This window comes from Olleya sp. YS (assembly GCF_029760915.1).
Classification (GTDB): domain Bacteria; phylum Bacteroidota; class Bacteroidia; order Flavobacteriales; family Flavobacteriaceae; genus Olleya.
The window spans coordinates 109,808-132,734 of sequence record NZ_CP121685.1; the positions used below are offsets into that span (position 1 = coordinate 109,808).

The following is a 22,927-nucleotide window of genomic DNA, read 5'->3' on the forward strand; positions in this document are numbered from 1 at the left end:
TTTTTTATGCTTACAGTTTAAAATATTTACTTTTTATAATGAAGGTTATATTTTCTGTAAGAGAAAAAACCAATTATAGCAATTACAACCAGTGTACCAGCTATAAATTGGAAACTCAATATTTGGTCTCCACTAGCATAACTATGTAATCCTGATAAGTAAAAGTTAACCCCAAAATAGGTCATTAATATACTTCCAAAAGTAAGGACAGACATTAAATTAAATAACCAACGTCCACGTAAGCCAGGAACTAAACGCATATGTATTACAAATGCATATAACATAATACTAATTAATGCCCAAGTTTCTTTTGGGTCCCAACCCCAATATCTTCCCCAACTTTCATTAGCCCATTGTCCACCAAGAAAATTACCAATAGTCAACATAACTAAACCTACAGTTAAAGCCATTTCATTAATAATGGTTAACTCTTTAATATTTAGGTCCATTTTAGTTTTATTGTCTTTATTAGTTAAAATCATTAAAACTAAAGTTACTAAACCTAATATCATTCCTAAGGTAAGTGGTCCATAACTAGCAACTATAACAGCAACATGTATCATTAACCAATAGCTGTTCAATACAGGTTGTAAGTTAGCAATTGCTGGATCCATCCAATTCCAGTGTGCAATCATTAAAATCATTGCTGTTACAAAAGCGGTTGACGCTAATGTTAAATCACTTTTTCTTCCAAATGCTAATCCAAAAAACATGGTTGCCCAAGCAACATAAATCATAGACTCATATGCATCACTCCAAGGAGCGTGACCAGAAATATACCATCGAGCAATTAAACCTAAAGTATGGATAATAAACAATCCTAAAATAACAAATTTAAATATCGTGACACTAGTATTTAACCACTTATTGGTAGTTTTAAAAATTTGCCATATTAAAAGAATAAACAGCAAAGTACCTGCGTATAAATACCAACTGAATAATTTTTTAAACACATCGTATTTATTATATATTATTTCAGCATCAATCTTATCGTCACTTAGCATCACCTCTGCTCCTACTTTTGATTGCGAGGTTTTAAATGCATTTAATAGTTTTTCTGGTTTGGTATAATCTCCTGATTCTTTAGCCTCATTTAACGAGTATAGATACCAGTCAAAGCCAGAGCCTATAAAACTACCATAAGTACTGTCTTTAATTTTTTGATTATAACCTTCATTTTTATATTCAAATGGAGATATCCAAGTATTATTTTCATCTTCTGGCACAGGAAAAATCTTTAACGATCTACCTTCAATAGCATTACTAAGCAAATTAACACGCTGGTTTGTATCTAAAAATTCTTTTTGTATTCCTGTTTGCGCCTTTACTGCTGAAGCTTCCTCTAAATAAGGATCTAATTTATATTTAAAATCGTCTGTAAAAAAGTCTAATAAACTAGCATAATCTTGGTCTTTAGGAATACCAATAACACGTCTAATAGAGTCCGCTTTTTTGGGTTTTATATAAATAATAGGCACATTATACCATAACATCGGACTTTCTTGAATACTCAAAAAGATCTGATTAGCAGTCATTCCCTCATAAGTATCATATTTAGTTAATTTACGCAACAATTCTGAAGCATAGGTATCAACAGGCATCATACGTCCATCTAAATCTTGGATAACAATTCTACCAAATTTATCCGCATGGACTTTAGGCGCAACATTAGCTTTTAAAATAGAATCAACTTGAAATTTTGAAGCTCCTTTACGTTCCGTTTTTTGGTGGTCGTGCCCATCATTCTCAGAATGTTGTACAATTTGCCCAAAACTTGATAAACCAAAACATAACAACAATACTGTAGTTAGCTTTGCTTTTTTATTTTTTATTTTTTCTAATCCGTTTTGTAAATCTCTAAATCGAGTATGGTTTGCAAACAAAATAGCCATCATACCAAAATACAGTAAAAAGTAACCAATATAAGTCACCCAAGTACCCCAAAAATCATGATTAACAGATAAAATGGTTCCTTTTAAATCTTTATCAAAATCTGCTTGAAAAAACCGATATCCTCTATGATCTAAAATATTATTCATGTAAATATGAAAATCAAAATCGCCCTGTTCTTTGTCGATTACAGTCACTTTGCTCTCATATGACGAGTAGTTTTTCTCAGTTCCTGGGTATTTTTCTGCAATAAAGTCATTCAACTTGACCTCAAAAGGGAGTTCTAAAACCTTAGACCCATATTTTAATGCAATATCCAGTCCACCCACTTGTATTTGCTTAAACGGATTATTTGACCATTGACTTCCTAATAATTTTACTTCTTTAGTTTCTCCATTAGCAGTTACATTTAACACTACTGCGTTTTCATCTTGTTTTAATAGTGTTGACTTTTTAACGACATCAAAAGTACCTTTTACTACAGGTTTAGGAAACACCAACTGCATATCTCCAATGATGTATCTTGAGCGTAACATTAAAGGTTGCAAACTATCCTTTACTAACTTACCTTGCGTCATAGTAGCCATCTGCAAATACTCACCTTCAAAAGGCGACTCAACCATTAATCCATTATCTGTTGTGGTAATATTTACAGCTCCAGGAGTTGGGTTATCTAGTGCTACTAGAAGGTTGTGGATATTCTCAACCTCACCTTGTTTTAAAAAATGATTATGTGGATTATCCCCTCTAGCCTCTACTATTTTTAGGTAGTTTTCACCATTTTCATCTGGCACGACATCCATTTCTGCACCTTGAATAAAATCGGTTAATTCAAAGCTAACAGGTGTTTTATTATATTTTACATCAAGGTTAAAACTATTATCCATACGTGGAGAAAAATCCACCTCAGCTTCAACGGGTAAACGTTGTGGAACACCATCAATTTTATAGTCGCCATCAATGTAAGCTGTAATGTAGGTTTTTTGAGATAAAAAAGCACGTTCGGTTTCGCCTTCTCGAATAGCTATCATCCCTTCAAAGCTAAAATAACGCGTGATTCCTGCACCAACAATAATTAAAATAAATGCCAAATGCAGAATTAATGTGGCCCATTTCTCTTTACGTAACAATCTGAATCTAAAGATATTTCCAATAAAATTAATTATAAAAAATACCATAATAGCTTCAAACCACCAGGCATTGTATATTAAATTTCTAGTGTAAGGAGTTGGAGACGTATCCATATTTCTATCCAAAATAGTTCCTGCAGCCATAGCAACAGCAAATACAATAAATAAAATAGAGGTTAATCGTGTAGAAAATAGGATTTTGGCGATTTTATTTTGCATAATAATAGGCCTTTTTTAGCTCGTGCAAAGATAATTGTTTTTGTTGGTTTTAATTCCTCAAAAACATCCAAATCTTGTGTTAAAATTATAGTTTTTTATTATGTCTAGCTTCAAAGATTTTTAGATACATAAAAGTGCCCATTTTTCTGGCACGTCGCTTTGCATTATCTGCAACGTCACCCTCAAAATACTGGTCAATTGTAGCATACCATAAGTTTAACCATACACCAAAATGTAATTCGGTAATTGTCTGATTATATCTTGTATCTATTTTTACATGCGCTTCAAGTGGGTTTCCTGTGTACTTGTGCTCTAATTTTCTACCAATAAACAAGCTAGTTTCCCAAAATGTAACTAAATGATCAAGGTGTGTTTCCCAATCTGTAATAGCATCATTAAAAATTGGTCCTAATAACGCATCAATCCTAACTTTTTTGTAAAACTCATGGACCAATAAAGTCACATCATCTCTAGTACTAATTGTTTTTCTATTCATCTTAAACAAAGATAGAGCTTTGTTATTTCAATTATGTAATTTCTTAGTATTTTAGCACTATGATTAAAATAGTTTTGCTTGGCGCAGGAAACGTTGCCACACATCTTTATAAGGCTTTTAAAAGCCCTTCTAATATAGAAGTTGTGCAATGGTATAACCGAAACAAAAAAACCATTGAAGCTTATAAAAATGAAGTTAACGTTACAGACAATATTAATCAATTGGTTGACGCAGATGTATACATCATAGCAGTCAATGATGATGTAATTGAAACTTTAAGCAGCGCATTACCCTTTGACAATAGATTGGTGGTACACACCTCTGGTAGCGCTAGTTTATATGATATTGACAAAAAACAATATAGAGGCGTGTTTTATCCATTACAAACTTTTAGCAAAACGGTTGATTTAGATTTTACTACTGTACCGATTTGTATTGAAACCCTTAGAAAACAAGATTATAAGCTACTTAAAACGTTAGGCGAATCTCTTGGATGCAAAACCTACAAGGTAAATCCAGATCAAAGACCTGCTTTACATCTGGCAGCTGTTTTTGTAAATAATTTTACTAATCAGATATACAGAATTGCTCATGAGATTACCGAAAAACATGGTGCCGAATTTGATATTTTGAAACCGCTAATTACAGAAACTGCAAGAAAAATACAAGACGTTTCACCATATATGGCACAAACAGGACCAGCAAAGCGAAATGACAAAAAAACTATAAAAAGACATTTAAAATTACTGGATAATCAACACCATGAAGCCATTTACAAATTGCTAACCTCATCTATCAAAAAAACGCATGGACAATAAAAGCTATAAAGAATATTTACATCAAATAACAACATTTATTTTTGACGTAGATGGTGTATTAACTAACGGGATGGTTACTATCACTACTTCTGGAGAAATGATAAGACATATGAATGTTAAAGACGGTTATGCTATAAAACAAGCACTAAACCATGGATTTAATGTTTGTATTATCTCTGGAGGTACTAATGAAGGAGTAAGACTACGTTTGCAACACCTTGGCGTTAAAGATGTGTATTTAGGTGCTCATAAAAAAATTGAACCATTTGAAGAGTACTTACATAACTACAAAATCAAACCAGAACAGGTGTTGTATATGGGTGACGATATACCTGATGTGCCAGTTTTAAAATTGGTTGGTTTGGCAACTTGTCCGCAAGATGCTGTTCAAGAGGTGAAACGTATTTCAAAATATATTTCTCATAAATTAGGAGGTGAAGGTTGTGTAAGAGACGTTATTGAGCAAGTACTAAAAGTACAAGATAAATGGGATAGCAATTTTGATGCACAGACGTATTAACAGCATAATTAGATAATTAACCATCAATTTAAATAATTACAACCTTGAAACTACTTAAACTTATAAGATATAAAAACTTGCTACTCATTGCATTAGTACAAATTTTAATTAAGTATGCGCTATTTCCTTCGTTAAATATGCTTATTGATGGTCAACAAGTATTTGTATCAACCACACTAACTCATTTTCAATTTGTATTATTGATACTTTCTACACTTTGTATTGCAGCTGGAGGATATATTATTAACGACATTTTTGATGTTGAGGCTGACAAAATTAACAAACCCAAGCAACAAATTATTGGTCAACATATTACTACAGAACAAGGTTATAACTATTATATGGCTTTAACAGTTATAGGTGTTGTGCTAGGGTTTTATTTATCGCATATTGTAGGTGTTAGTAGCTTTTTTGCCATTTTTGTTATTATTGCTGCGCTACTCTACATTTATTCTTCTTTCCTGCAACACATGCTTCTGGTTGGCAATATTATAATAAGTATGTTGGTTGGTCTAAGCCTTATGATTGTTGGTGTTTTTGAATTATTTCCAGCTATTACACCTCAAAATCAATTTATTCAATCGTCCATGCTAGAGGTACTTTTTGATTATGCTGTTTTTGCATTTTTAATATCATTAATAAGAGAAATTGTAAAAGACATACAAGACGTAGATGGCGACTATAAAGCGCAACTTAAAACCTTACCAATTGTATTGGGTAAGGATAGAGCAGCAAAAATAGCGTTTGGAATAACAGTAATTTCAATATTGGTTTTAGTGTATTATTTAGCATCGTTTTTATTCATGCAAAAAATTGTTGTTATTTATTTTATAGTAACAGTTGTTGGACCATTAATATATATTGCAATAAAACTATTTACAGCTGAACATAAAAAAGACTTCAAAACCATAAGTAATTTGCTTAAATTAGTCATGCTATTTGGTATGTTGTCTATGATAATATATTTATTAACAAAATAAATTATGCTCAAAGAAAAACTTAAAAATCGACATATTATTTTAGCATCTGGATCACCCAGACGTCAACAGTTTTTCAGAGATTTAGGTTTGGATTTTGAAGTCCGTTTAAAACACATAAAAGAAGAATATCCAAATAAATTACTCCATTTTGAAATCAGTGACTATCTAGCACAACTTAAATCGCTTCCCTTTTTAGATGAACTAAAAGATAACGATATCTTGGTAACTAGTGACACTATTGTTTGGCACAATAATACTGCTTTAGGCAAACCCAGAAATAAAGATGAAGCATTTGCTATGCTTAAGGCCTTAAGCGATGACACACACGAAGTTATCACTTCTGTTTGTATGCGTACAAAAAAGTATCAAAAAACGGTTAATGCTGTTACAAAAGTTAGCTTTAAAAGTTTTACAGACGAAGAAATTTGGCACTACATAAACACTTATGCTCCTATGGACAAAGCAGGTGCTTATGGCATCCAAGAATGGATTGGACAAATTGGTGTTATTGGTATAGAAGGCTCTTTTTTTAACGTTGTTGGTATGCCAACACATCTTGTTTACGAAACGTTAAATACCATTGCAGACGAGTTTTAGAGTTGTATTTTTATACTAAATAAAATCGACTATGAAAACCCTTAAAACACTCCTATTTGTTACAACAATACTACTTTTTAGCTGTAATAAAAATAACAGAGTTAATATAAAAGATGTTGCCAAAACTACAGTTATAGATTTAGACATAACAGAAGAATCAACATACAAACCCAACAAACAATTCAATGACTATTGGTATGCAGGTGAAGCAGAAATCACGTCCTACAAATTAGAACAAGCACGTTACGGAGAAATTAGAGAAGGTCATGCAGTTTTAGTTTACGTCACAGAATCTTTTTTAGCAGAGGCACAAGTTAAAGCAGACCAGAGTAACACTTCAAATATTAATGTTTTAAAATTAAATAGTACTAAAAACTTCAATACAGGAATTTACCCTTATTCTATAATGCAAAGTACATTTTATCCTGTAGCAAACAACCAACATGCTATAAAAGTTAGTGCCTCTATACAAGAATGGTGTGGACAAGTCTACACACAACTTAATAACAGAGAGCAGTTTCAAGTAACGTCTCACTCGTATTTTCAATGGGAAGCAGACCAACAATTTACGTTAGAAAAAACAGTGTTAGAAAACGAAATTTGGACACAACTTCGTATTAACCCAAACAGTTTACCAACAGGTTATTTTTCTATAATTCCAAATTTAGAATTTATTAGACTCAATCATAAACCTTTAAAAGGTTATAACGCTTTCGCGGAAAACGCGCCAGGAAAATTTAAGCTTACCATTAAAGATTTGGATAAGATATTAGAGATATACTACAATCCAGAATTTCCTTATGATATTAAATCTTGGTCAGAAACCACCAATGGTTTAACTACAAAAGCAACTAAACTTAAAAGTATAAAATCTGCCTACTGGAATAAAAATAGTAATACAGATTTGGACTTAAGAAAAACCTTAGACTTAGAATAAAAACTATATTTGTTTTACAATTAAACTAAGTTATGTTTTTAGACAATTTTAAAACAGAATTAATCAATTCGGCTATTATTTTAGCCATATTTCTTGTTATTCGTTTTACTGTAAAACTATTCATTAAAAAAATTGGTCAAAAAAGCGGAATTAACGATGCTAGAATCGGATTAATTTCTCGTTACACAACAGTGACACTATTTTTAATTTTCATCTTATTTGTAGCCTATATTTTTGGAGCAAAATTTGAAGATTTAGCAGTAATTTTCTCTTCTGTATTTGCAGTTATTGGTATTGGTCTATTTGCCATTTGGTCCATATTAAGCAACGTGACTTCGGGAATAATTATGTTTTTTTCGTTTCCATACAAAGTGGGAGACAAAATTAAAATTCATGATAAAGACGCACCAATTGAAGCCATAATAGAAGATATACGTGCATTTCAACTACATCTTAGGTTGGATAATGGCGACTTAGTCACTTACCCGAACAATCTAATTCTACAAAAAGCTGTAACTTTAGTTCAGAAAGATGCTATCGAAGATTTTGGAGATATGCATTAAACGGTAAGTATGGCTAAAAAAAGACAAAAAAAACGTACCCAAAATTATAAAAAACAGATAGGTCAAGTTCCTGGTGCATTAATTTATACAGGAGCCAAAGAAGATAAATCTTTACATCTGCATGTTTTTGATTATAATGATGATGACTGTAAGGAAGCAGATCTGGACTCTGTAGAAGATGCCTTTCGTTTTAAAGATTCAGAAACCATAACTTGGTTTAATCTTAACGGTCTAAACTTTATTAATGAAATTGAAAAAATTGGTAATTACTACAAATTACATCCACTAATTCTGGAAGATATTGTAAATACTACTCAGCGTCCTAAAATAGACGAGTATAATGACTATATATTTATTGTCTTAAAAATGATGTACTACGATGAAACCGAAAACATCGTTGCAGAGCAAGTTAGCTTTGTACTGGGTAAAAATTACGTACTAACCTTTCAGGAAGCCGAAGGCGATGTTTTTGATAACGTTAGAGAACGAATACGCACTAAAAAAGGACGCGTTCGTGTACATGAATCGGATTATCTATTATATGCCTTAATAGACGCCATAGTTGATAATTATTATGCAATCATTGAGACTATGGGTAATAAAATTGAGGATTTAGAGGACGATCTATTTACAGGCTTAACTCAAGAAGAAATTTCACAACAAATACAAAACCTGAAAAGAGAAATTCTAAAAATAAGACGTGCTATTTTCCCACTTCGTGAAATAATCAATCGACTTGAAAAAAGTGAAAATGGATTAATTGACGAAAAAACCACACACTTTTTTAGAGACGTTTACGACCATGTTATACAAGTCACAGAAACCATAGACATTTACCGTGAAATGATTTGGAGTTTAATGGATATGTATATGACAACCATTAGCAACAAAATGAATGAAGTCATGAAAGTATTAACCATTATTGCTACCATATTTATACCATTAACCTTTATTGCTGGTATCTATGGGATGAATTTTGTAAACATGCCAGAACTACACTATAAATACGGTTATCATATTGTTTGGATTGTGATGATTGTAATATTTGTTGGAATGCTTATTTACTTTAAACGTAAAAAATGGCTGTAAACAAGTAAGCAGTAAAATACTCCATTGAGTTGGTTTAATTAAACTTCTACTTCGGGCAAAGTCTGAAATATAAAAATCAAAGTATAGTTTTTACTAGTATTGCATCATTATCAATTTTTTTCTCTCTTTTACAAGTCCAATCACAATAAAATATTGAGATAATGCATAAAATAACATAATTGTATACTGGTTGTAAGCTATAGTTTCGCTGTAAAACTCTTTTAAAAGCGTAATACTATCAGAAAACATAGAAAACACAACTCCAATTAAAACTAAAAAATAACTAATATTATTTACTTCAGAACGTCTTAAAAAAGCAAACTGTGCAGTTAACATAACAATAAATAAATAAATTAAAACTGGAATAAAATAGCTATTAAGATTGTCATAAATAATCATCATAACTACACTCATATATGAAAAGCAAAACAAAAGAAAAGGTAATAATTTTAATGTATTAAAATCTTTCTTATGAGAAAATCTAATACTATATAATATCTTTCCAATTCCAAAAAAAATAACACCTAAAACAAAAAAATATCTATTTATATTTCCTGCAATAATTAACTCATCACCAATTAAAAAACTACAGATTGCTAATACAATTAATCTAATATTTCGTTGGCTTGTATCATTATTATTTAAAATAAAATAATACAATAGCGCAATAATCAAAGCTCCCTTTGTAATGTACCTTAATAGGCTATGCAAAAAAAACACTTTTACGTAAGCATCTACCGCAAACAGAAAAAAGTAAAATAGGGTGAAGTATGTTAAGTTTTTAAATATAGATTTCATATGATTTGGGAAAAATATGAATACAATAATAACATAATTATTTTTAACTTACTAACAACTTGCCATTTACGACTTGAGATTTTCATTATTAATGACCATTCATAAAGTTAAAGAAATCTAAAAAACTAGTATTCCTATTCCTATTGTTTATATTTGAAAGACTTTCAAATTATTAAACACAACCATGCAAAAAATAATTGCTTCTCTCCTATTTATATGTTGCTTTACAGTAAGTTTACAAGCACAACAACCAGAAAAATTAAATGCGTCAGAGATACATCAAGCTATAAAAAAACTTAATTTTTTAGGTTCGGTTTTATACATAGCTGCGCATCCAGATGACGAAAACACACGTTTAATAAGCTACATGTCTAACCATGTAAAAGCACGGACAGCCTATTTGTCGTTAACACGTGGAGATGGTGGTCAAAACTTAATTGGTCCAGAATTAAGAGAACTTTTAGGCGTAATTCGTACTCAAGAATTACTAGCTGCAAGACGCACAGATGGTGGTGAGCAACGCTTTACTAGAGCAAACGATTTTGGCTACTCTAAACATCCAGACGAGACTTTAGACATATGGAATAAAGATGAAGTACTTAGTGATGTGGTATTAGCTATTAGACAATTTAAACCAGATATTATTATTAACAGATTTAATCACAGAACTCCAGGTACGACTCATGGTCATCATACCAGTTCTGCAATGCTAAGTTTGGAAGCATACGATTTGGCTAACGATAAAAATGCTTATCCAGAACAAGTAAAACAATATGGAACTTGGCAACCAAAACGTGGTTTTTTTAATACCTCATGGTGGTTTTATGGTAGTCGAGAAAAATTTGAAGAAGCCGACAAAACCAACTTACTTAATTTTGATGTTGGTGTGTACTATCCTGCTTTAGGATTGTCCAATAACGAAATTGCATCACTAGCTAGTAGCAAACATTTATGTCAAGGCTTTGGAAGGTTAACAACCAGAGGTAGTCAAACAGAATGGGTAGAATTGATTAAAGGCGATTTACCTAAAGACAAATCCAACTTGTTTGATGGTATTAACACGACTTGGACACGAGTTAAAGGTGGAGATAAAATTGAATCTATTTTAAAAACAGTTCAAAAGAATTTTAATTTTGAAAACCCTTCTATTCATTTAAATGATTTGTTAAAAGCTAGAACACTCATTCAAAATCTTGAAGATAATCACTGGAAAACCATAAAAACTAAAGAAATAGACCGTATTATTGAAGCTTGTGCAGGATTATATATCGAAGCTTCAGCTAATACACCAAACAGCAGTACCAATCAAACTATAGACATAACTATTGAAGCACTAAACAGAAGTGATGCCTCTATTAGGCTAGACAGTTATTCCATAATTAATAAAGGTGTTAGTATGTCCTCAGGAATGCTATTAAAACCTAACGAAAAAGAACAGATTAAAGAAAGTGTAACCATCCCAACCTATCTTAAACCAACAACTCCATATTGGTTAAACCAAAAAGGAAATTTAGGGATGTACAATGTTGAAGATAAAAGCTTAATAGGTAAACCTGAAACACCTCGTGCTATTACTATTGATTTTAATTTAAACATCAATGGGTTTTCTTATAAAACCACTAAGGATTTAATTTATCGTTATTCTAAACCAGATAAAGGTGAATTATATAGACCGTTTGAGATTATTCCAGAAGCTTCAGCTAAAATTGCAGAAAAAGTAATCATTTTTGAAACAGACCAACAAAAGGATATTCCTGTTATTGTTAAAGCAGGACGTGATAATTTGGAAGGTTTCGTACAAATAGCACACCCAAATGGATGGTCCGTATATCCTGAAAAACAAAAGTTTTTAATTGCTAATAAAGGTCAAGAACAAACATTAATTTTTACTGTAATACCTCCTAAAAACCAAAACGAAGGTCTTATGACACCAATGGTGCATGTTGGTGATCAAATTTATACTAGAGAGTTGGTAGAGATAGATTATAATCATATTCCGTTTCAAACTGTAGCGTTACCTAGCGAGAGTAAAGTCGTGCGTTTAGATATTAAAAAACGTGGTGAAAACATCGCTTATATTGAAGGTGCAGGAGACGTAGTACCAGAAAGTTTAAGACAAATTGGTTACAACGTGCTAGTGTTAAAACCTGAAGATATCACTACTGAAAGATTAAGTGCTTTTGATGCAGTCGTTGTTGGGATTAGAGCCTATAATATTGTGGAAGACTTAAAATTTAAACAAGATATTTTATTTGATTTTGTAGAAAAAGGAGGAAATATGATTGTGCAATACAATACTAGTCGAAGGATTAAAGTAGATAATATTGCACCTTATAGTTTAAAATTATCTAGAGATCGAGTAACTGATGAACAGGCTGAAGTCACCTTACTAAATCCTAAACACGAGTTGCTTAACTTTCCAAATACAATTACTTCTCAAGATTTTGAAGGTTGGACACAAGAACGTGGGCTGTATTTTCCAGACGAATGGGCTCCAGAATTTACACCAATTTTATCCATGAATGATTCAGGTGAAACACCAAAAACAGGAAGTTTGTTAGTAGCAAAACACGGAAAAGGACATTATATCTATACAGGACTTAGCTTTTTTAGAGAATTTCCTGCTGGTGTGTCTGGTGCTTACAGACTATTTGCTAATATGTTAAGTATTGGTAAAGACCATTTAAATACTGATACTGGATTAAAAAACTAAAACATGCAAGACCAACCAAAATACCAATGGAAATCTCTGTACACAGTGCTTTTAGTGGCTAATGCTTTATACATTTTAGCTTTTTACTTTATCACTAAACTGTTCTAAATTATGCAAACATTAGATTGGATTGTCTTATTAGGAACATTATTTACAATAGTTATTTATGGTACATACCAAACTAGAGGAAGTAAAAACGTACAAGATTATTTAAAAGGTGGTAACACAAGCAAATGGTGGACTATTGGCTTATCGGTTATGGCTACTCAAGCTAGTGCCATTACCTTTTTAAGCACACCTGGACAAGCATTCCATTCTGGAATGGGATTTGTCCAATTTTATTTTGGATTACCTATTGCTATGATTGTGATTTGCATGGTTTTTATCCCATTATATCATAGATTAAAAGTCTATACTGCTTACGAGTTTTTAGAAAATCGGTTTGACCGAAAAACCAGATCGTTAACTGCTATTCTCTTTTTAATACAACGTGGATTGGCTGCAGGAATTACCATTTTTGCTCCAGCAATTATCTTGTCTGCTGTATTAGGTTGGAACTTATTAGTACTTAATATTTTAATTGGTGTTTTAGTGATAATATACACAGTGTCTGGTGGTACAAAAGCAGTCAATGTGACTCAAAAACATCAAATGATTGTGATTTTTACAGGAATGATTATTGCTTTCATTTTAATATTAAATCATTTACCAGACGATATCACATTCAAAAAAGCACTAGATATTGCAGGTGCTAGTGGTAAAATGGAAGTGCTAGATTTTTCTTTTGACTTAGACAATAGATATACAGTTTGGACAGGATTAATTGGTGGTACATTTTTAATGCTCTCTTACTTTGGGACTGACCAAAGTCAAGTACAACGCTATTTATCAGGTAAATCTGTTAAAGAAATGCGTTTAGGGTTGATTTTTAACGGATTGTTAAAAGTGCCTATGCAATTTTTTATCCTGTTAGTTGGTGTTATGGTGTTTGTGTTTTACCAATTTAATGAAGCACCAATTAACTTTAATCCTACAGCTACAGAAGTAGTATTAAATTCTGATTATGCAGACGAATATAAAGCACTGCAAATTAAACAACAGGAAGTGTTTGACCTTAAAAAAGCAGCTATAACCGAATTTGCTAATGCTAATGGAACTGTTAACCAAGAATTAATTGCAGATTACAATGCACAAAGTGACACATTAAGAGCAAACGCAAGAGCACTAATTGTAAAAGCAGGAGATGCTAAAAACTTAAAGGTTGAGGATAACGATAAGGACTACGTGTTTATCCATTTTATACTTAATAATTTGCCTAAAGGGTTAATTGGACTATTGTTAGCAGTTATTTTAAGCGCAGCCATGTCTAGTACTGCATCAGAACTAAACGCACTTGCTAGTACAACAACTATCGATTTATACAAACACAGAGTAGGCCCAAAAACAGAATCTGAAATGGTTAAAGCCTCAAAAGGATTTACGTTACTTTGGGGAATTATTGCAATTGGTGTCGCCTGTGTTGCTAATCTAGCTGAAAATTTAATTCAATTAGTTAATATAATAGGTTCTATTTTTTATGGAAATGTGTTAGGGATTTTCTTATTAGCATTTTTCTTTAAATACATCAAAGCCAATGCAGTCTTTATTGCTGCACTAATCACTCAAGTATTAGTGATTGGATTATTTTTCTTAAATGAATATGGTTTTATAAATCTTCCATTTTTATGGTTAAATTTTGTAGGTTGTGTGATAGTTATAATAATTGCTTTTGTATTACAAACCCTAATGAAAAATGAAGATATAGAAACTTCTTGAAATGAAACTATTTAAAATTCTTGTTTTAGTATTATTAATTTTTTCATGTCAAGATGATTATAAAATAATTAGTGAATCGGACTTAAAAAAACTTACTATTCAAGATACCTTAGTAAATAACCCAAGTCATTTAATAATGACAGTAGGGAAATCGGAGTCTGACGAATTCCCTAAACTACTTTTAAAAAAAAGACATATGTATATGTTTGATAGAGATTTTGAAGTAGCAAATGATTCTACAATTATTTCTTATTATTCAGCTTTTTTAATTGATAGTGATGGTGCGTTTCGTAAAAATGGAATTTGGTTATATGCACAATTTAAGAACGAAGGTGTTTTTCCTTTTAATTCAAATAGTATAATATATAGTGTAGATTCTATCCCAAAAAACTGGAATACAAAACGACCAACTACAGAAGGAATATACTTTTATGAAAATGATTCGCTACAATTACTTTCTAAAGAACAGTCAGAAGAAAAGTTTAAAGAAAAACGAAAAAATGGATTTTATTTTATACCAAATAAAGGAAGACTATTTGATAAAATAAATGTCAATGATTTAGAGTAAAACGCATTTACAATTACAATTAATAAGAATACTAATCATTCTTAGAGTTTTTCTCCTCAATCCATTTACTCATATACTTTGTACTTTGCATAGTTTGATGCATCAAGATTTGACCTAAAAAGTGTTGCTGTCTATGGTTATTTAATCCTGTTTGAAGTAGCTCTAATTTGTATAACACATCTTTAGTATAGATAGCCTTATCGTAAAGTGTGTTAATAATCATAAAACCATTTTTTTGCTTACCATTCCAGTATATTTTATTGGAGTATAGCTCTACTGCTTGCTTAGCAAATGCTTTAGCATCGTCTTCAATAAATGCATTAGTATCTTTTAAGGTACCATACATACCTTCTGCTCCAATAGTTGTAGTAATACAAGGCGTACCATTTATCATGGCATCAATCAGTTTACCTTTTAATCCTGCTCCAAAACGTAAAGGTGCTAAACATACTTTAGCCTCTTTCATCACTTGGTTAACATCTTCTGCAAAGCCTTTAATTAAAAAGCCATCTTTATCGCTATGCAATTGTGTTGCTTTATCAGACACATAGGACCCGTAAATATGCATTTCTGCTTTAGGTAATTCTTTTTTTATGAGTGGCCAAATCTCTTCTTTTAAAAATAAAACTGCATCAAAATTAGGCTCGTGCATAAAGTTACCTATGGTAATAAAATCGTTACGGTCTTTAAACTTTGGACTGTTGCGCTGTGCTTCTGGAGAAATTGGGTCTAATAAAAACGGAAGGTAATACAACAAGTGTTCATCTACTTTAAATTGATTAACTAATATTTCTATCTCTACTTGAGATATCATTAATGTTAAATCGCATCTCAAAATACTTGCAATTTCACGTTTTGCTGTGTCGTTTTGCAAATAATTTTTATCAAAAAACGCTTGATCTTTTAAGGCTTGTTGACGTCCTTTGCGTAAACTGTGCAAATCTTCTGTATCCAATACTCTTAAAGCATTAGGACAATGCTCTGCCACACGCCATCCAAATTGCTCTTCAACCATAAAACGGTCAAACAACACAATGTTTGGATTTAATGTTTTAATAAAAGAATCAAAACTACTATCGTTTAAAACAATGTGTTCTGTTTTAACACCAATACTTGATAAATCGAATGCGTTTTCTGTTTTAGCGCAGGCAGATGCAAATGTAATATCATAATTACCTGTCTGAAACACGTCTATTAATTGCATCATTCTGTAGCCAGCAGCAGAACTTTTAGGTTCTGGCCATACAAAGCCAATAATGAGGAGTTTTTGACTCAAAAGAGGGATTATTTTTGGATTAATAATTTAATTTTATTCTGCTCTAGGCGCTAATGCGTAATCAGCTCTAACCTGTCCAACCCAATCCACAATAGCTTGTATCTGTGCATCTGTTAGATTGGCATCTCCATGGGTCCAAGTATAACTTGGTAGAGGCATTTTTTTGTCAACTACTTCTTCTGCAATTTCTTCAAACTTATGGTCTTTTCGCTTTACAGAATAATCAGCCCATTTAGAAAAATTTAAATGCTTTTTACCATCTTCTACATGACCAGCTAACCAATAATTAACTGGAGTTATCTTATTATACCAAGGGTATTTTGTTTGACTACTATGACAATCAAAACAGGTTGATTTTAAAATAGTTTTCACCTCATCTGAAGGCGTTGTTTCAGCTAAAAATGCTGTCAAATCCTCTGTATTCCCTTCATTTTTTTCAGGTGAAAAAAATTGAGCAACAATAAAAACGATTAATAAAGCCAACCCTATTTTTTTAATTATTTTCATTTTAACTATTTTTAGATTTTAAAAATACTAAAATCTTTGACTTCTAACACGCTATATCAAGAATTAAATTACGTTAATCATTCGCGAGAAAAACGTTTGCATTATGCCAATCTTTTATTAGCAGATACTAGTTTAATTCCTAAGGTTTTAGATATTTTATTTATGGTAGATGATAAAATCTCTCCTCGTGCAGCATGGATTTTAGAATTTATGTGTGGCGAGAATCTAGAAGCTATCATTCCACATTTAGACCAATTTACAGAACATATGAATAAAGTTCATTTAGATTCTGCTGAAAGACCTGTCGCAAAAATTTGTGAATATCTTGCAAAAGCTTACTATGGAAAAGAGCCTTCAAAACTTAAACAGGCATTACTCCCTAAACATCATGAAAAAATTGTAGAACTCTGTTTTGATTATATGATTAATGATGTGAAAGTGGCACCTAAAGCTTATGGTATGAACACCTTATACCTATTTGGAAAAGATTATGATTGGATCTATCCAGAGTTGATTTTAATCTTAGAACGCGATTTTCATACACAAAGCGCAGCTTTTAAAGCTAGAGCAAGGCATATCTTGAAAAAAATCAAAAAAAAGTAGTCCATTTTGTTGAATTCTTAAAGCGGATTGTTTTAGTCTTCCCTTTAAAAAAACTATCTTTATGGCTTGTTAAAAAACAACCTTTTTATGTCTTTAAACCAACTAAATGCCATCTCACCAATTGATGGTCGTTACCGCAATAAAATTGAAAAACTGCAAGCCTTTTTCTCTGAAGAAGCACTTATTAAATATCGTGTTTTAGTAGAAATTGAATACTTTATTGCATTATGCGAAATCCCTTTACCTCAGCTAAAAGGTGTAGATAACAGTAAATTTGAAGACTTACGAGACATTTACCAATCGTTTACATCTAAAAACGCACAAGCCATCAAAGACATTGAGAAAGTAACCAACCATGATGTTAAAGCAGTTGAGTATTTTATTAAAGAACAATTTGATGCTTTAGGTTTAAGTGACTATAAAGAATTTATCCACTTTGGATTAACCTCTCAGGATATAAATAACACTGCAATTCCTTTAAGCATCAAGGATGCCATGAATGATATTTATGTCCCAGAATATTTTAATATTTTAAAAGAATTAAAGCGTCTTGCAGAAGAATGGAAAGATATCCCAATGTTGGCCAGAACCCATGGTCAACCAGCATCTCCAACCAGATTAGGTAAAGAGATTGAAGTCTTTGTTGTAAGACTTGAAGAGCAATTTAATTTATTAAATGATATACCAAGTGCTGCAAAATTTGGTGGTGCTACAGGAAATTTTAATGCTCATAAAGTAGCCTATCCAAATATTGATTGGAAAACGTTTGGAAGCACTTTTGTACAAGAACAATTGGGATTGCAACACTCCTTTCCTACTACACAAATAGAACATTATGACCATATGGCTGCGTTATTTGATTGCTTAAAACGCATTAATACCATTATTATAGATTTAGATAGAGACATATGGACCTATGTGTCCATGGATTATTTTAAACAAAAAATTAAAAAAGGTGAAGTTGGTAGTAGTGCCATGCCACACAAAGTTAACCCAATAGATTTTGAAAACTCGGAAGGTAATTTAGGTCTAGCTAATGCTATCTTTGAACATTTATCTGCTAAATTACCAATATCGAGATTACAACGTGACTTAACTGATAGTACAGTACTGCGTAATGTTGGTGTCCCTTTTGGACATACTTTGATTGGTTTTAAATCTACACAAAAAGGTTTAGGTAAGTTATTACTAAATGAAACCAAATTTGAACAAGATTTAGACAATAATTGGGCAGTAGTCGCAGAAGCCATACAAACCATTTTAAGACGTGAAGCTTATCCAAATCCATATGAAGCCTTAAAAGGATTAACAAGAACCAACGAAGCAATTAATAAAACGTCTATTTCAAATTTTATTGATACCTTAGAGGTTAGTGATGCTATTAAAACCGAATTAAAAGCTATATCACCTAGTAATTATACAGGAATTTAAATATGTTTAACGATAATACAGCAATAGCACTTTGTGGTATAACCTTGCTTCTCTTTTTTATAGGAGGTGTGACAGGGTTTTTAAGTAATCCATATTACATAGGGTTTGTTGTTATTATTTATGTTATCATTATTGTCAATCTTTTTATGAATAAAAGTCCAGACGTTAATGACAACGACAATTTGTAAGAAAAATTCAAAAAATAAAAAAAGGCTTATCCATTGGATAAGCCTTTAACATTCACATTAAACTATAGATTATTATTTAAAAAAATCCATAAGATTATTAAGTTGTCCTTGATCAACATCTGCATTTTGCAGTTTATTAGTCAATTTAATCAACTCTTCGGGTTTCATGTCATCACCTAAAACTCTAATAACAGTAAAACCCACTTCTTTTGAGCTTGCAAGTACTAAAAACTCGTCAACAGTATCGTTATCACCAATAGTGCTTATTTTGACGTTAACACCATTGTCTTTAAACTCCATCAACTCTTCATACTTTTTATTATTTAAAACCGTTTTAGCTTTATTTAATTCAAGCTGATACTTATCTTTATTCTTGTCGTTAACTCTGTAAGCTAAAATATCTAATTTTCTAATGGACTCGTAAGCATCTTTCTCTTCTTCTGTTAGATTAGCATTAGAAAAATCAACTAGCTTTGCGGATACATCAAACGAGGTAAACTCAGGTAATTCTTGATGGTCTACAAAATAAGTTTGTATAGAGTTTTCGTCTTTACAACTCACTAAAACAAGTGATAAGCAAAACAGTGTGAAAACAAATTTAATTGACATTTTCATAATGCTTATTTTTTGCTTTTCTTCTCTAATTCCTCTCCACCTGGAAGATTCATTTTTTGAGTCAATTTAGAAATCTGATTTAAGTCGATGTCTCCAGTTAAAGAAATAACAACGGTTTCAATAGAGCGATTTTCACCATTTATTTTAATTTCAGAATCTTTCATTACAGCATCCAAGCCATTAATAAACATTAGTAACTCGCTAATATGGTCATCGTCTTTACCTTGCTTTACATAAAACTTCATGACCACGCCATTATCTTTAACCTCCATTAATTCTTCTAAAGATGCAGTACGTGATGTTACCCATTTTGTAATATCTTTAGCTATGGTTTTATCGTCTGTAGCCATAGTTTTAAAACTGGTAATACTATTTACCATATCTAAATAGGCTTTAGCTTCAGGATCATCTGTATCAATATCCATTTTAGCTAACATTTGAAACATTTTAGGTTTTATAGAGACGTAGGTAACATTGTCATCATCACTATATTTTTCAAATATATCTTGAGCCATAGCGGTTAAAGGCAACATTAAAATTGCCATTACTAATAGTATTGCTTGTTTTTTCATTGTATTAATATTTAAAGTTTTCATTGTCTTATTGTTTTATTGGTTATTAATTTTTAAAATTCGGCCAATTGGGTTTTCCATTTCTTTTAAATAGTCAACATGCATGCCAGCTTTGTTCATGACTCCTAAATAATTAACTTGAGCAGTCCCTTTATTAAGTGTTTTAGACACCAACTCTAGGTAAGATTTTGCCTGATTGTAAGCCAATCGATCTGCTTCTGTAATGTCATTGTCTTTAGAAGGTAAATTAAAATATATACCAACCATTAAAACTGCTACAGCTGCGACGCTTAACCACCTGAAATTAAATGACTTTTTAGTGTTTAGTGGCACGTCTTTAGTAAAAGTCTCTTGTTGGTTTACCAAAAAATATCCAAAAATAGCTTTGTAATGCTCTAAATGTGGTGCTACAGTATCTTGCGAAAAATAGTCTTTTAACTGTGCTTCTTCTTTTAGAGTGGTTTCTCCGTTTTCGTACTTTTCTAGTAAGTCTTCTATATTATTTAACACCATAATTATGTGTTTTAGTTAATTTTTCTCTTATTACTTTTCTTGCTCTTGATAATGCGACTCTAACAGCTGTAGGATTCATGTCTAACATTTTTGCTATTTCATCAAAATTATACTGTTCAATATCTCTTAATTGAACAACCAATTTTTGTTGTTCTGGTAACTCTTCAATGATTTTAGCTACCCATTGCATACTATCATTTAATTCTACTTGCTTTTGTAATGCGACGTTGTGGTCTTTATAATTACTATGTACAATTTTTAAATTTTGAGATTGTTTAGATTTTAACTTATCCAAACAAAAGTTTTTAGTCATAGTCATAGAAAACGCTTCAACGTTTTTATAATTTTCTATTTTACTCTTATTATTCCATAATTTTAATAATACTTCTTGCGTCGCATCTTCTGCTTCTTCACGCGACACAAGTAATCGCTTCGCTAAACGAAAGACCTTATCTTTAAAAGGCATTACAATGTTTAAAAACTCCGACTGTGTCATTTTGGTTTGTTGGTTTCTATTACGACGAGCAACTATTAAATTTGTTACAATTTATTTTCAATATAGAATAAAGTAAGTACTTTTATTAAAAAAAATTCTTTTAGCTTATGAAAAAGACATGGATATACACCATCCTGCTTGTAGTTTCTGTAACTTTTACCAGTTGTTTTGAAGATATAGATGATAACGCTATTTCTGAAACCGATATCAAAGATTTTGTTTGGAAAGGTTTAAACCAATGGTACTTTTGGCAACAAACGGTAACAGATTTAACGGATGATAGATTTGCTAACAGTACTGAATACACGGACTTTTTAAATAGTTACGAATCACCTGATGCGCTTTTTGAAGCCTTATTATCTCCAGAAGACCGTTTTAGTTGGATTGTAGATGATTATTTTGCACTAAATAATACTCTAAATGGTGTCACTAAAAATAACGGAATGTCCTTTGGAGTTGGTACAATAACTGTTGCATCACAGACTACTTTTGGAGGTATTGTTCAATATATATTACCTAATACCAGTGCATCTGATAGTATATTAGAGCGAGGAGATATTTTCTTAACTGTTAATGGTACACAACTTACACAGAATAACTACTTAAGTTTATTGTTTTCTAGTAGTGATACTTATACTATAGGTTTAGCAGAGATTGACGCTAACGACAATTTAGTATTGACAGGAGAAACAGTAACACTTACTAAACAAGTGTATGAAGAAAACCCAATATTTATTGCCAATACATTTACTGTAGATGGTATTAAGGTTGGTTATTTAATGTATAACCGTTTTACTAGTAATTACGACCAACAACTTAATGATGTTTTTGCTAACTTTTTTGCTGAAGGTGTGCAAGACTTAGTAGTTGACCTTAGATATAATCCTGGTGGTAGCGTAAATTCCGCAATACACTTAGCAAGTATGATTGCTGGAGAACCAGCAACTGCTTTATTTTTAAGACAGCGTTGGAATGATAAAATACAAGCAGTATTTACTGAAGAAGAAGTTAGTAGATATTTTGCAAATCAATTACCAGATGGAACAACAATTAATAGTCTAAATTTAAATAAAGTTTACATCTTAGCGCAACAGTCCTCTGCATCTGCTAGCGAGTTGCTTATTAATGGATTAGAACCCTATGTTAGTGAATTAATCCATATTGGTAATACTACAAGAGGTAAAAATGAATTTTCGATTACATTGTATGACAATCCAGATTGTTCTTATTTAAATATTAGTGGTTGTTCTGGCGGTATTAATCCAAACCACACTTGGGCTATGCAACCTTTAGTTGGTAAAAATGAAAATGCAAATGGTTTTTATCAATATGAAAATGGGCTAACTCCTGACTTTGAAGTATTGGAAGACATTGAAAACTTTGGTGTTTTAGGTGACCAAAACGAGCCACTTTTAGCTAGAGCCATTCAACACATTACTGGAAATGGTCGATTTGGTTTGGCTACTGAACCTAATGCATCATTTTATAACATAGACCATTCAAATTTCCATACACTAACAAAAGATAATATGTATTTGGAAACGGAAGATATTCCAACTCTTATAAAATAAAATTAAAAAAGCCTCTAAATTA

At 31.5% G+C, this 22,927-nt stretch carries 23 protein-coding genes; 14 read left to right on the forward strand and 9 right to left on the reverse strand.

What is annotated here, in order from left to right:
• Positions 1 to 26 precede the first annotated feature (26 nt).
• Both ccsA and Ollyesu_RS00550 read right to left on the reverse strand, forming a co-directional pair.
• Positions 27 to 3,239, reverse strand: coding sequence for a cytochrome c biogenesis protein CcsA (ccsA, locus tag Ollyesu_RS00545; protein ID WP_279301868.1), 3,213 nt, complete (start codon positions 3,237 to 3,239; stop codon positions 27 to 29).
• A gap of 85 nt (positions 3,240 to 3,324) precedes the next feature.
• The gene (locus Ollyesu_RS00550) at positions 3,325 to 3,735 is read right to left on the reverse strand and encodes a group III truncated hemoglobin (RefSeq protein WP_279301869.1); all 411 of its coding nucleotides are present in this window, start codon (positions 3,733 to 3,735) and stop codon (positions 3,325 to 3,327) included.
• Positions 3,736 to 3,794: 59 nt separating this feature from the next.
• Here Ollyesu_RS00550 and Ollyesu_RS00555 point away from each other — a divergent pair, with 59 nt between their 5' ends.
• The 7 genes from Ollyesu_RS00555 to corA are packed head-to-tail and all read left to right on the forward strand — an operon-like array spanning position 3,795 to position 9,239.
• On the forward strand, positions 3,795 to 4,553 hold the full coding sequence (locus Ollyesu_RS00555) for a DUF2520 domain-containing protein (RefSeq protein ID WP_279301870.1): 759 nt from the start codon (positions 3,795 to 3,797) through the stop codon (positions 4,551 to 4,553).
• Positions 4,543 to 5,073 carry an HAD-IIIA family hydrolase gene (locus tag Ollyesu_RS00560; RefSeq protein WP_279301871.1) on the forward strand — a complete coding sequence of 177 codons (531 nt, stop codon included), beginning with the start codon at positions 4,543 to 4,545 and terminating at the stop codon, positions 5,071 to 5,073. The genes Ollyesu_RS00555 and Ollyesu_RS00560 overlap by 11 nt, the downstream gene beginning before the upstream one ends.
• A 44-nt stretch (positions 5,074 to 5,117) precedes the next feature.
• Positions 5,118 to 6,053 (forward strand): geranylgeranylglycerol-phosphate geranylgeranyltransferase, encoded by a 936-nt coding sequence (locus Ollyesu_RS00565; protein ID WP_279301872.1) that lies wholly within the window; start codon positions 5,118 to 5,120, stop codon positions 6,051 to 6,053.
• Between the two features lie 3 nt (positions 6,054 to 6,056).
• Positions 6,057 to 6,650, forward strand: coding sequence for a Maf family nucleotide pyrophosphatase (locus tag Ollyesu_RS00570; protein ID WP_279301873.1), 594 nt, complete (start codon positions 6,057 to 6,059; stop codon positions 6,648 to 6,650).
• Positions 6,651 to 6,681: 31 nt separating this feature from the next.
• Positions 6,682 to 7,587, forward strand: a complete 906-nt coding sequence (locus tag Ollyesu_RS00575) for a septum formation inhibitor Maf (protein WP_279301874.1) — start codon at positions 6,682 to 6,684, stop codon at positions 7,585 to 7,587.
• Positions 7,588 to 7,619: 32 nt separating this feature from the next.
• Positions 7,620 to 8,150 carry a mechanosensitive ion channel domain-containing protein gene (locus tag Ollyesu_RS00580; protein WP_279301875.1) on the forward strand — a complete coding sequence of 177 codons (531 nt, stop codon included), beginning with the start codon at positions 7,620 to 7,622 and terminating at the stop codon, positions 8,148 to 8,150.
• Positions 8,151 to 8,159: 9 nt separating this feature from the next.
• Entirely contained in the window at positions 8,160 to 9,239 is a 1,080-nt protein-coding gene (gene corA / locus Ollyesu_RS00585; RefSeq protein WP_279301876.1) for a magnesium/cobalt transporter CorA, read from the forward strand.
• Between the two features lie 93 nt (positions 9,240 to 9,332).
• On the opposite strand, the gene Ollyesu_RS00590 is transcribed toward corA, so the two are convergent.
• Positions 9,333 to 10,037: a lysoplasmalogenase gene (locus Ollyesu_RS00590; RefSeq protein WP_279301877.1), complete on the reverse strand. Its 705-nt coding sequence runs from the start codon at positions 10,035 to 10,037 to the stop codon at positions 9,333 to 9,335.
• 184 nt (positions 10,038 to 10,221) lie between these two features.
• Between Ollyesu_RS00590 and Ollyesu_RS00595 the strand changes: the two genes are divergently transcribed.
• From Ollyesu_RS00595 to Ollyesu_RS00605, 3 genes are all read left to right on the forward strand, one after another.
• Entirely contained in the window at positions 10,222 to 12,750 is a 2,529-nt protein-coding gene (locus tag Ollyesu_RS00595; RefSeq protein ID WP_279301878.1) for a PIG-L family deacetylase, read from the forward strand.
• A gap of 111 nt (positions 12,751 to 12,861) precedes the next feature.
• The gene (locus Ollyesu_RS00600; protein WP_279301879.1) at positions 12,862 to 14,565 is read left to right on the forward strand and encodes a sodium:solute symporter; all 1,704 of its coding nucleotides are present in this window, start codon (positions 12,862 to 12,864) and stop codon (positions 14,563 to 14,565) included.
• A gap of 1 nt (position 14,566) precedes the next feature.
• Positions 14,567 to 15,133 carry a hypothetical protein gene (locus tag Ollyesu_RS00605; RefSeq protein WP_279301880.1) on the forward strand — a complete coding sequence of 189 codons (567 nt, stop codon included), beginning with the start codon at positions 14,567 to 14,569 and terminating at the stop codon, positions 15,131 to 15,133.
• A gap of 31 nt (positions 15,134 to 15,164) precedes the next feature.
• Here Ollyesu_RS00605 and Ollyesu_RS00610 read toward each other — a convergent pair whose 3' ends face one another.
• Both Ollyesu_RS00610 and Ollyesu_RS00615 read right to left on the reverse strand, forming a co-directional pair.
• Positions 15,165 to 16,409, reverse strand: a complete 1,245-nt coding sequence (locus Ollyesu_RS00610) for a glycosyltransferase family 4 protein (RefSeq protein ID WP_279301881.1) — start codon at positions 16,407 to 16,409, stop codon at positions 15,165 to 15,167.
• Between the two features lie 33 nt (positions 16,410 to 16,442).
• Positions 16,443 to 16,916: a heme-binding domain-containing protein gene (locus Ollyesu_RS00615; RefSeq protein ID WP_279301882.1), complete on the reverse strand. Its 474-nt coding sequence runs from the start codon at positions 16,914 to 16,916 to the stop codon at positions 16,443 to 16,445.
• 36 nt (positions 16,917 to 16,952) lie between these two features.
• Between Ollyesu_RS00615 and Ollyesu_RS00620 the strand changes: the two genes are divergently transcribed.
• The 3 genes from Ollyesu_RS00620 (at position 16,953) to Ollyesu_RS00630 (ending at position 19,138) form a co-directional block, all read left to right on the forward strand.
• Complete coding sequence (locus Ollyesu_RS00620) at positions 16,953 to 17,519, forward strand: adenylosuccinate lyase (protein WP_279301883.1); 567 nt, start codon at positions 16,953 to 16,955, stop codon at positions 17,517 to 17,519.
• An 87-nt stretch (positions 17,520 to 17,606) separates the two neighbouring features.
• Positions 17,607 to 18,950: an adenylosuccinate lyase gene (gene purB / locus Ollyesu_RS00625; RefSeq protein ID WP_279301884.1), complete on the forward strand. Its 1,344-nt coding sequence runs from the start codon at positions 17,607 to 17,609 to the stop codon at positions 18,948 to 18,950.
• 2 nt (positions 18,951 to 18,952) lie between these two features.
• Entirely contained in the window at positions 18,953 to 19,138 is a 186-nt protein-coding gene (locus tag Ollyesu_RS00630; protein ID WP_279301885.1) for a hypothetical protein, read from the forward strand.
• 72 nt (positions 19,139 to 19,210) lie between these two features.
• Here the strand turns inward: Ollyesu_RS00630 and Ollyesu_RS00635 are convergent, their stop codons facing one another.
• Genes Ollyesu_RS00635 through Ollyesu_RS00650 form a run of 4 tightly spaced genes read right to left on the reverse strand, consistent with a single transcriptional unit; the run spans position 19,211 to position 21,334 of the window.
• On the reverse strand, positions 19,211 to 19,753 hold the full coding sequence (locus Ollyesu_RS00635; protein ID WP_279301886.1) for a DUF4252 domain-containing protein: 543 nt from the start codon (positions 19,751 to 19,753) through the stop codon (positions 19,211 to 19,213).
• A gap of 5 nt (positions 19,754 to 19,758) precedes the next feature.
• Positions 19,759 to 20,349 (reverse strand): DUF4252 domain-containing protein, encoded by a 591-nt coding sequence (locus Ollyesu_RS00640; RefSeq protein ID WP_279301887.1) that lies wholly within the window; start codon positions 20,347 to 20,349, stop codon positions 19,759 to 19,761.
• A 12-nt stretch (positions 20,350 to 20,361) separates the two neighbouring features.
• Positions 20,362 to 20,838 (reverse strand): hypothetical protein, encoded by a 477-nt coding sequence (locus Ollyesu_RS00645; RefSeq protein WP_279301888.1) that lies wholly within the window; start codon positions 20,836 to 20,838, stop codon positions 20,362 to 20,364.
• Positions 20,825 to 21,334, reverse strand: a complete 510-nt coding sequence (locus Ollyesu_RS00650) for a sigma-70 family RNA polymerase sigma factor (protein ID WP_279301889.1) — start codon at positions 21,332 to 21,334, stop codon at positions 20,825 to 20,827. Before Ollyesu_RS00650 ends, Ollyesu_RS00645 begins: the two co-directional genes overlap by 14 nt.
• A 107-nt stretch (positions 21,335 to 21,441) precedes the next feature.
• Between Ollyesu_RS00650 and Ollyesu_RS00655 the strand changes: the two genes are divergently transcribed.
• Positions 21,442 to 22,905, forward strand: a complete 1,464-nt coding sequence (locus tag Ollyesu_RS00655) for a S41 family peptidase (RefSeq protein ID WP_279301890.1) — start codon at positions 21,442 to 21,444, stop codon at positions 22,903 to 22,905.
• The last annotated feature ends 22 nt before the right edge of the window (positions 22,906 to 22,927 follow it).

Coding starts and splice junctions, on each gene's coding strand:
- ccsA (WP_279301868.1), bottom strand. CDS start 3,239: ATGCAAAATAAAATCGCCAAAATCCTATTTTCTACACGATTAACCTCT.
- Ollyesu_RS00550 (WP_279301869.1), bottom strand. CDS start 3,735: ATGAATAGAAAAACAATTAGTACTAGAGATGATGTGACTTTATTGGTC.
- Ollyesu_RS00555 (WP_279301870.1), top strand. CDS start 3,795: ATGATTAAAATAGTTTTGCTTGGCGCAGGAAACGTTGCCACACATCTT.
- Ollyesu_RS00560 (WP_279301871.1), top strand. CDS start 4,543: ATGGACAATAAAAGCTATAAAGAATATTTACATCAAATAACAACATTT.
- Ollyesu_RS00570 (WP_279301873.1), top strand. CDS start 6,057: ATGCTCAAAGAAAAACTTAAAAATCGACATATTATTTTAGCATCTGGA.
- Ollyesu_RS00575 (WP_279301874.1), top strand. CDS start 6,682: ATGAAAACCCTTAAAACACTCCTATTTGTTACAACAATACTACTTTTT.
- Ollyesu_RS00580 (WP_279301875.1), top strand. CDS start 7,620: ATGTTTTTAGACAATTTTAAAACAGAATTAATCAATTCGGCTATTATT.
- corA (WP_279301876.1), top strand. CDS start 8,160: ATGGCTAAAAAAAGACAAAAAAAACGTACCCAAAATTATAAAAAACAG.
- Ollyesu_RS00590 (WP_279301877.1), bottom strand. CDS start 10,037: ATGAAATCTATATTTAAAAACTTAACATACTTCACCCTATTTTACTTT.
- Ollyesu_RS00595 (WP_279301878.1), top strand. CDS start 10,222: ATGCAAAAAATAATTGCTTCTCTCCTATTTATATGTTGCTTTACAGTA.
- Ollyesu_RS00600 (WP_279301879.1), top strand. CDS start 12,862: ATGCAAACATTAGATTGGATTGTCTTATTAGGAACATTATTTACAATA.
- Ollyesu_RS00605 (WP_279301880.1), top strand. CDS start 14,567: ATGAAACTATTTAAAATTCTTGTTTTAGTATTATTAATTTTTTCATGT.
- Ollyesu_RS00615 (WP_279301882.1), bottom strand. CDS start 16,916: ATGAAAATAATTAAAAAAATAGGGTTGGCTTTATTAATCGTTTTTATT.
- purB (WP_279301884.1), top strand. CDS start 17,607: ATGTCTTTAAACCAACTAAATGCCATCTCACCAATTGATGGTCGTTAC.
- Ollyesu_RS00630 (WP_279301885.1), top strand. CDS start 18,953: ATGTTTAACGATAATACAGCAATAGCACTTTGTGGTATAACCTTGCTT.
- Ollyesu_RS00635 (WP_279301886.1), bottom strand. CDS start 19,753: ATGAAAATGTCAATTAAATTTGTTTTCACACTGTTTTGCTTATCACTT.
- Ollyesu_RS00640 (WP_279301887.1), bottom strand. CDS start 20,349: ATGAAAACTTTAAATATTAATACAATGAAAAAACAAGCAATACTATTA.
- Ollyesu_RS00645 (WP_279301888.1), bottom strand. CDS start 20,838: ATGGTGTTAAATAATATAGAAGACTTACTAGAAAAGTACGAAAACGGA.
- Ollyesu_RS00650 (WP_279301889.1), bottom strand. CDS start 21,334: ATGACACAGTCGGAGTTTTTAAACATTGTAATGCCTTTTAAAGATAAG.
- Ollyesu_RS00655 (WP_279301890.1), top strand. CDS start 21,442: ATGAAAAAGACATGGATATACACCATCCTGCTTGTAGTTTCTGTAACT.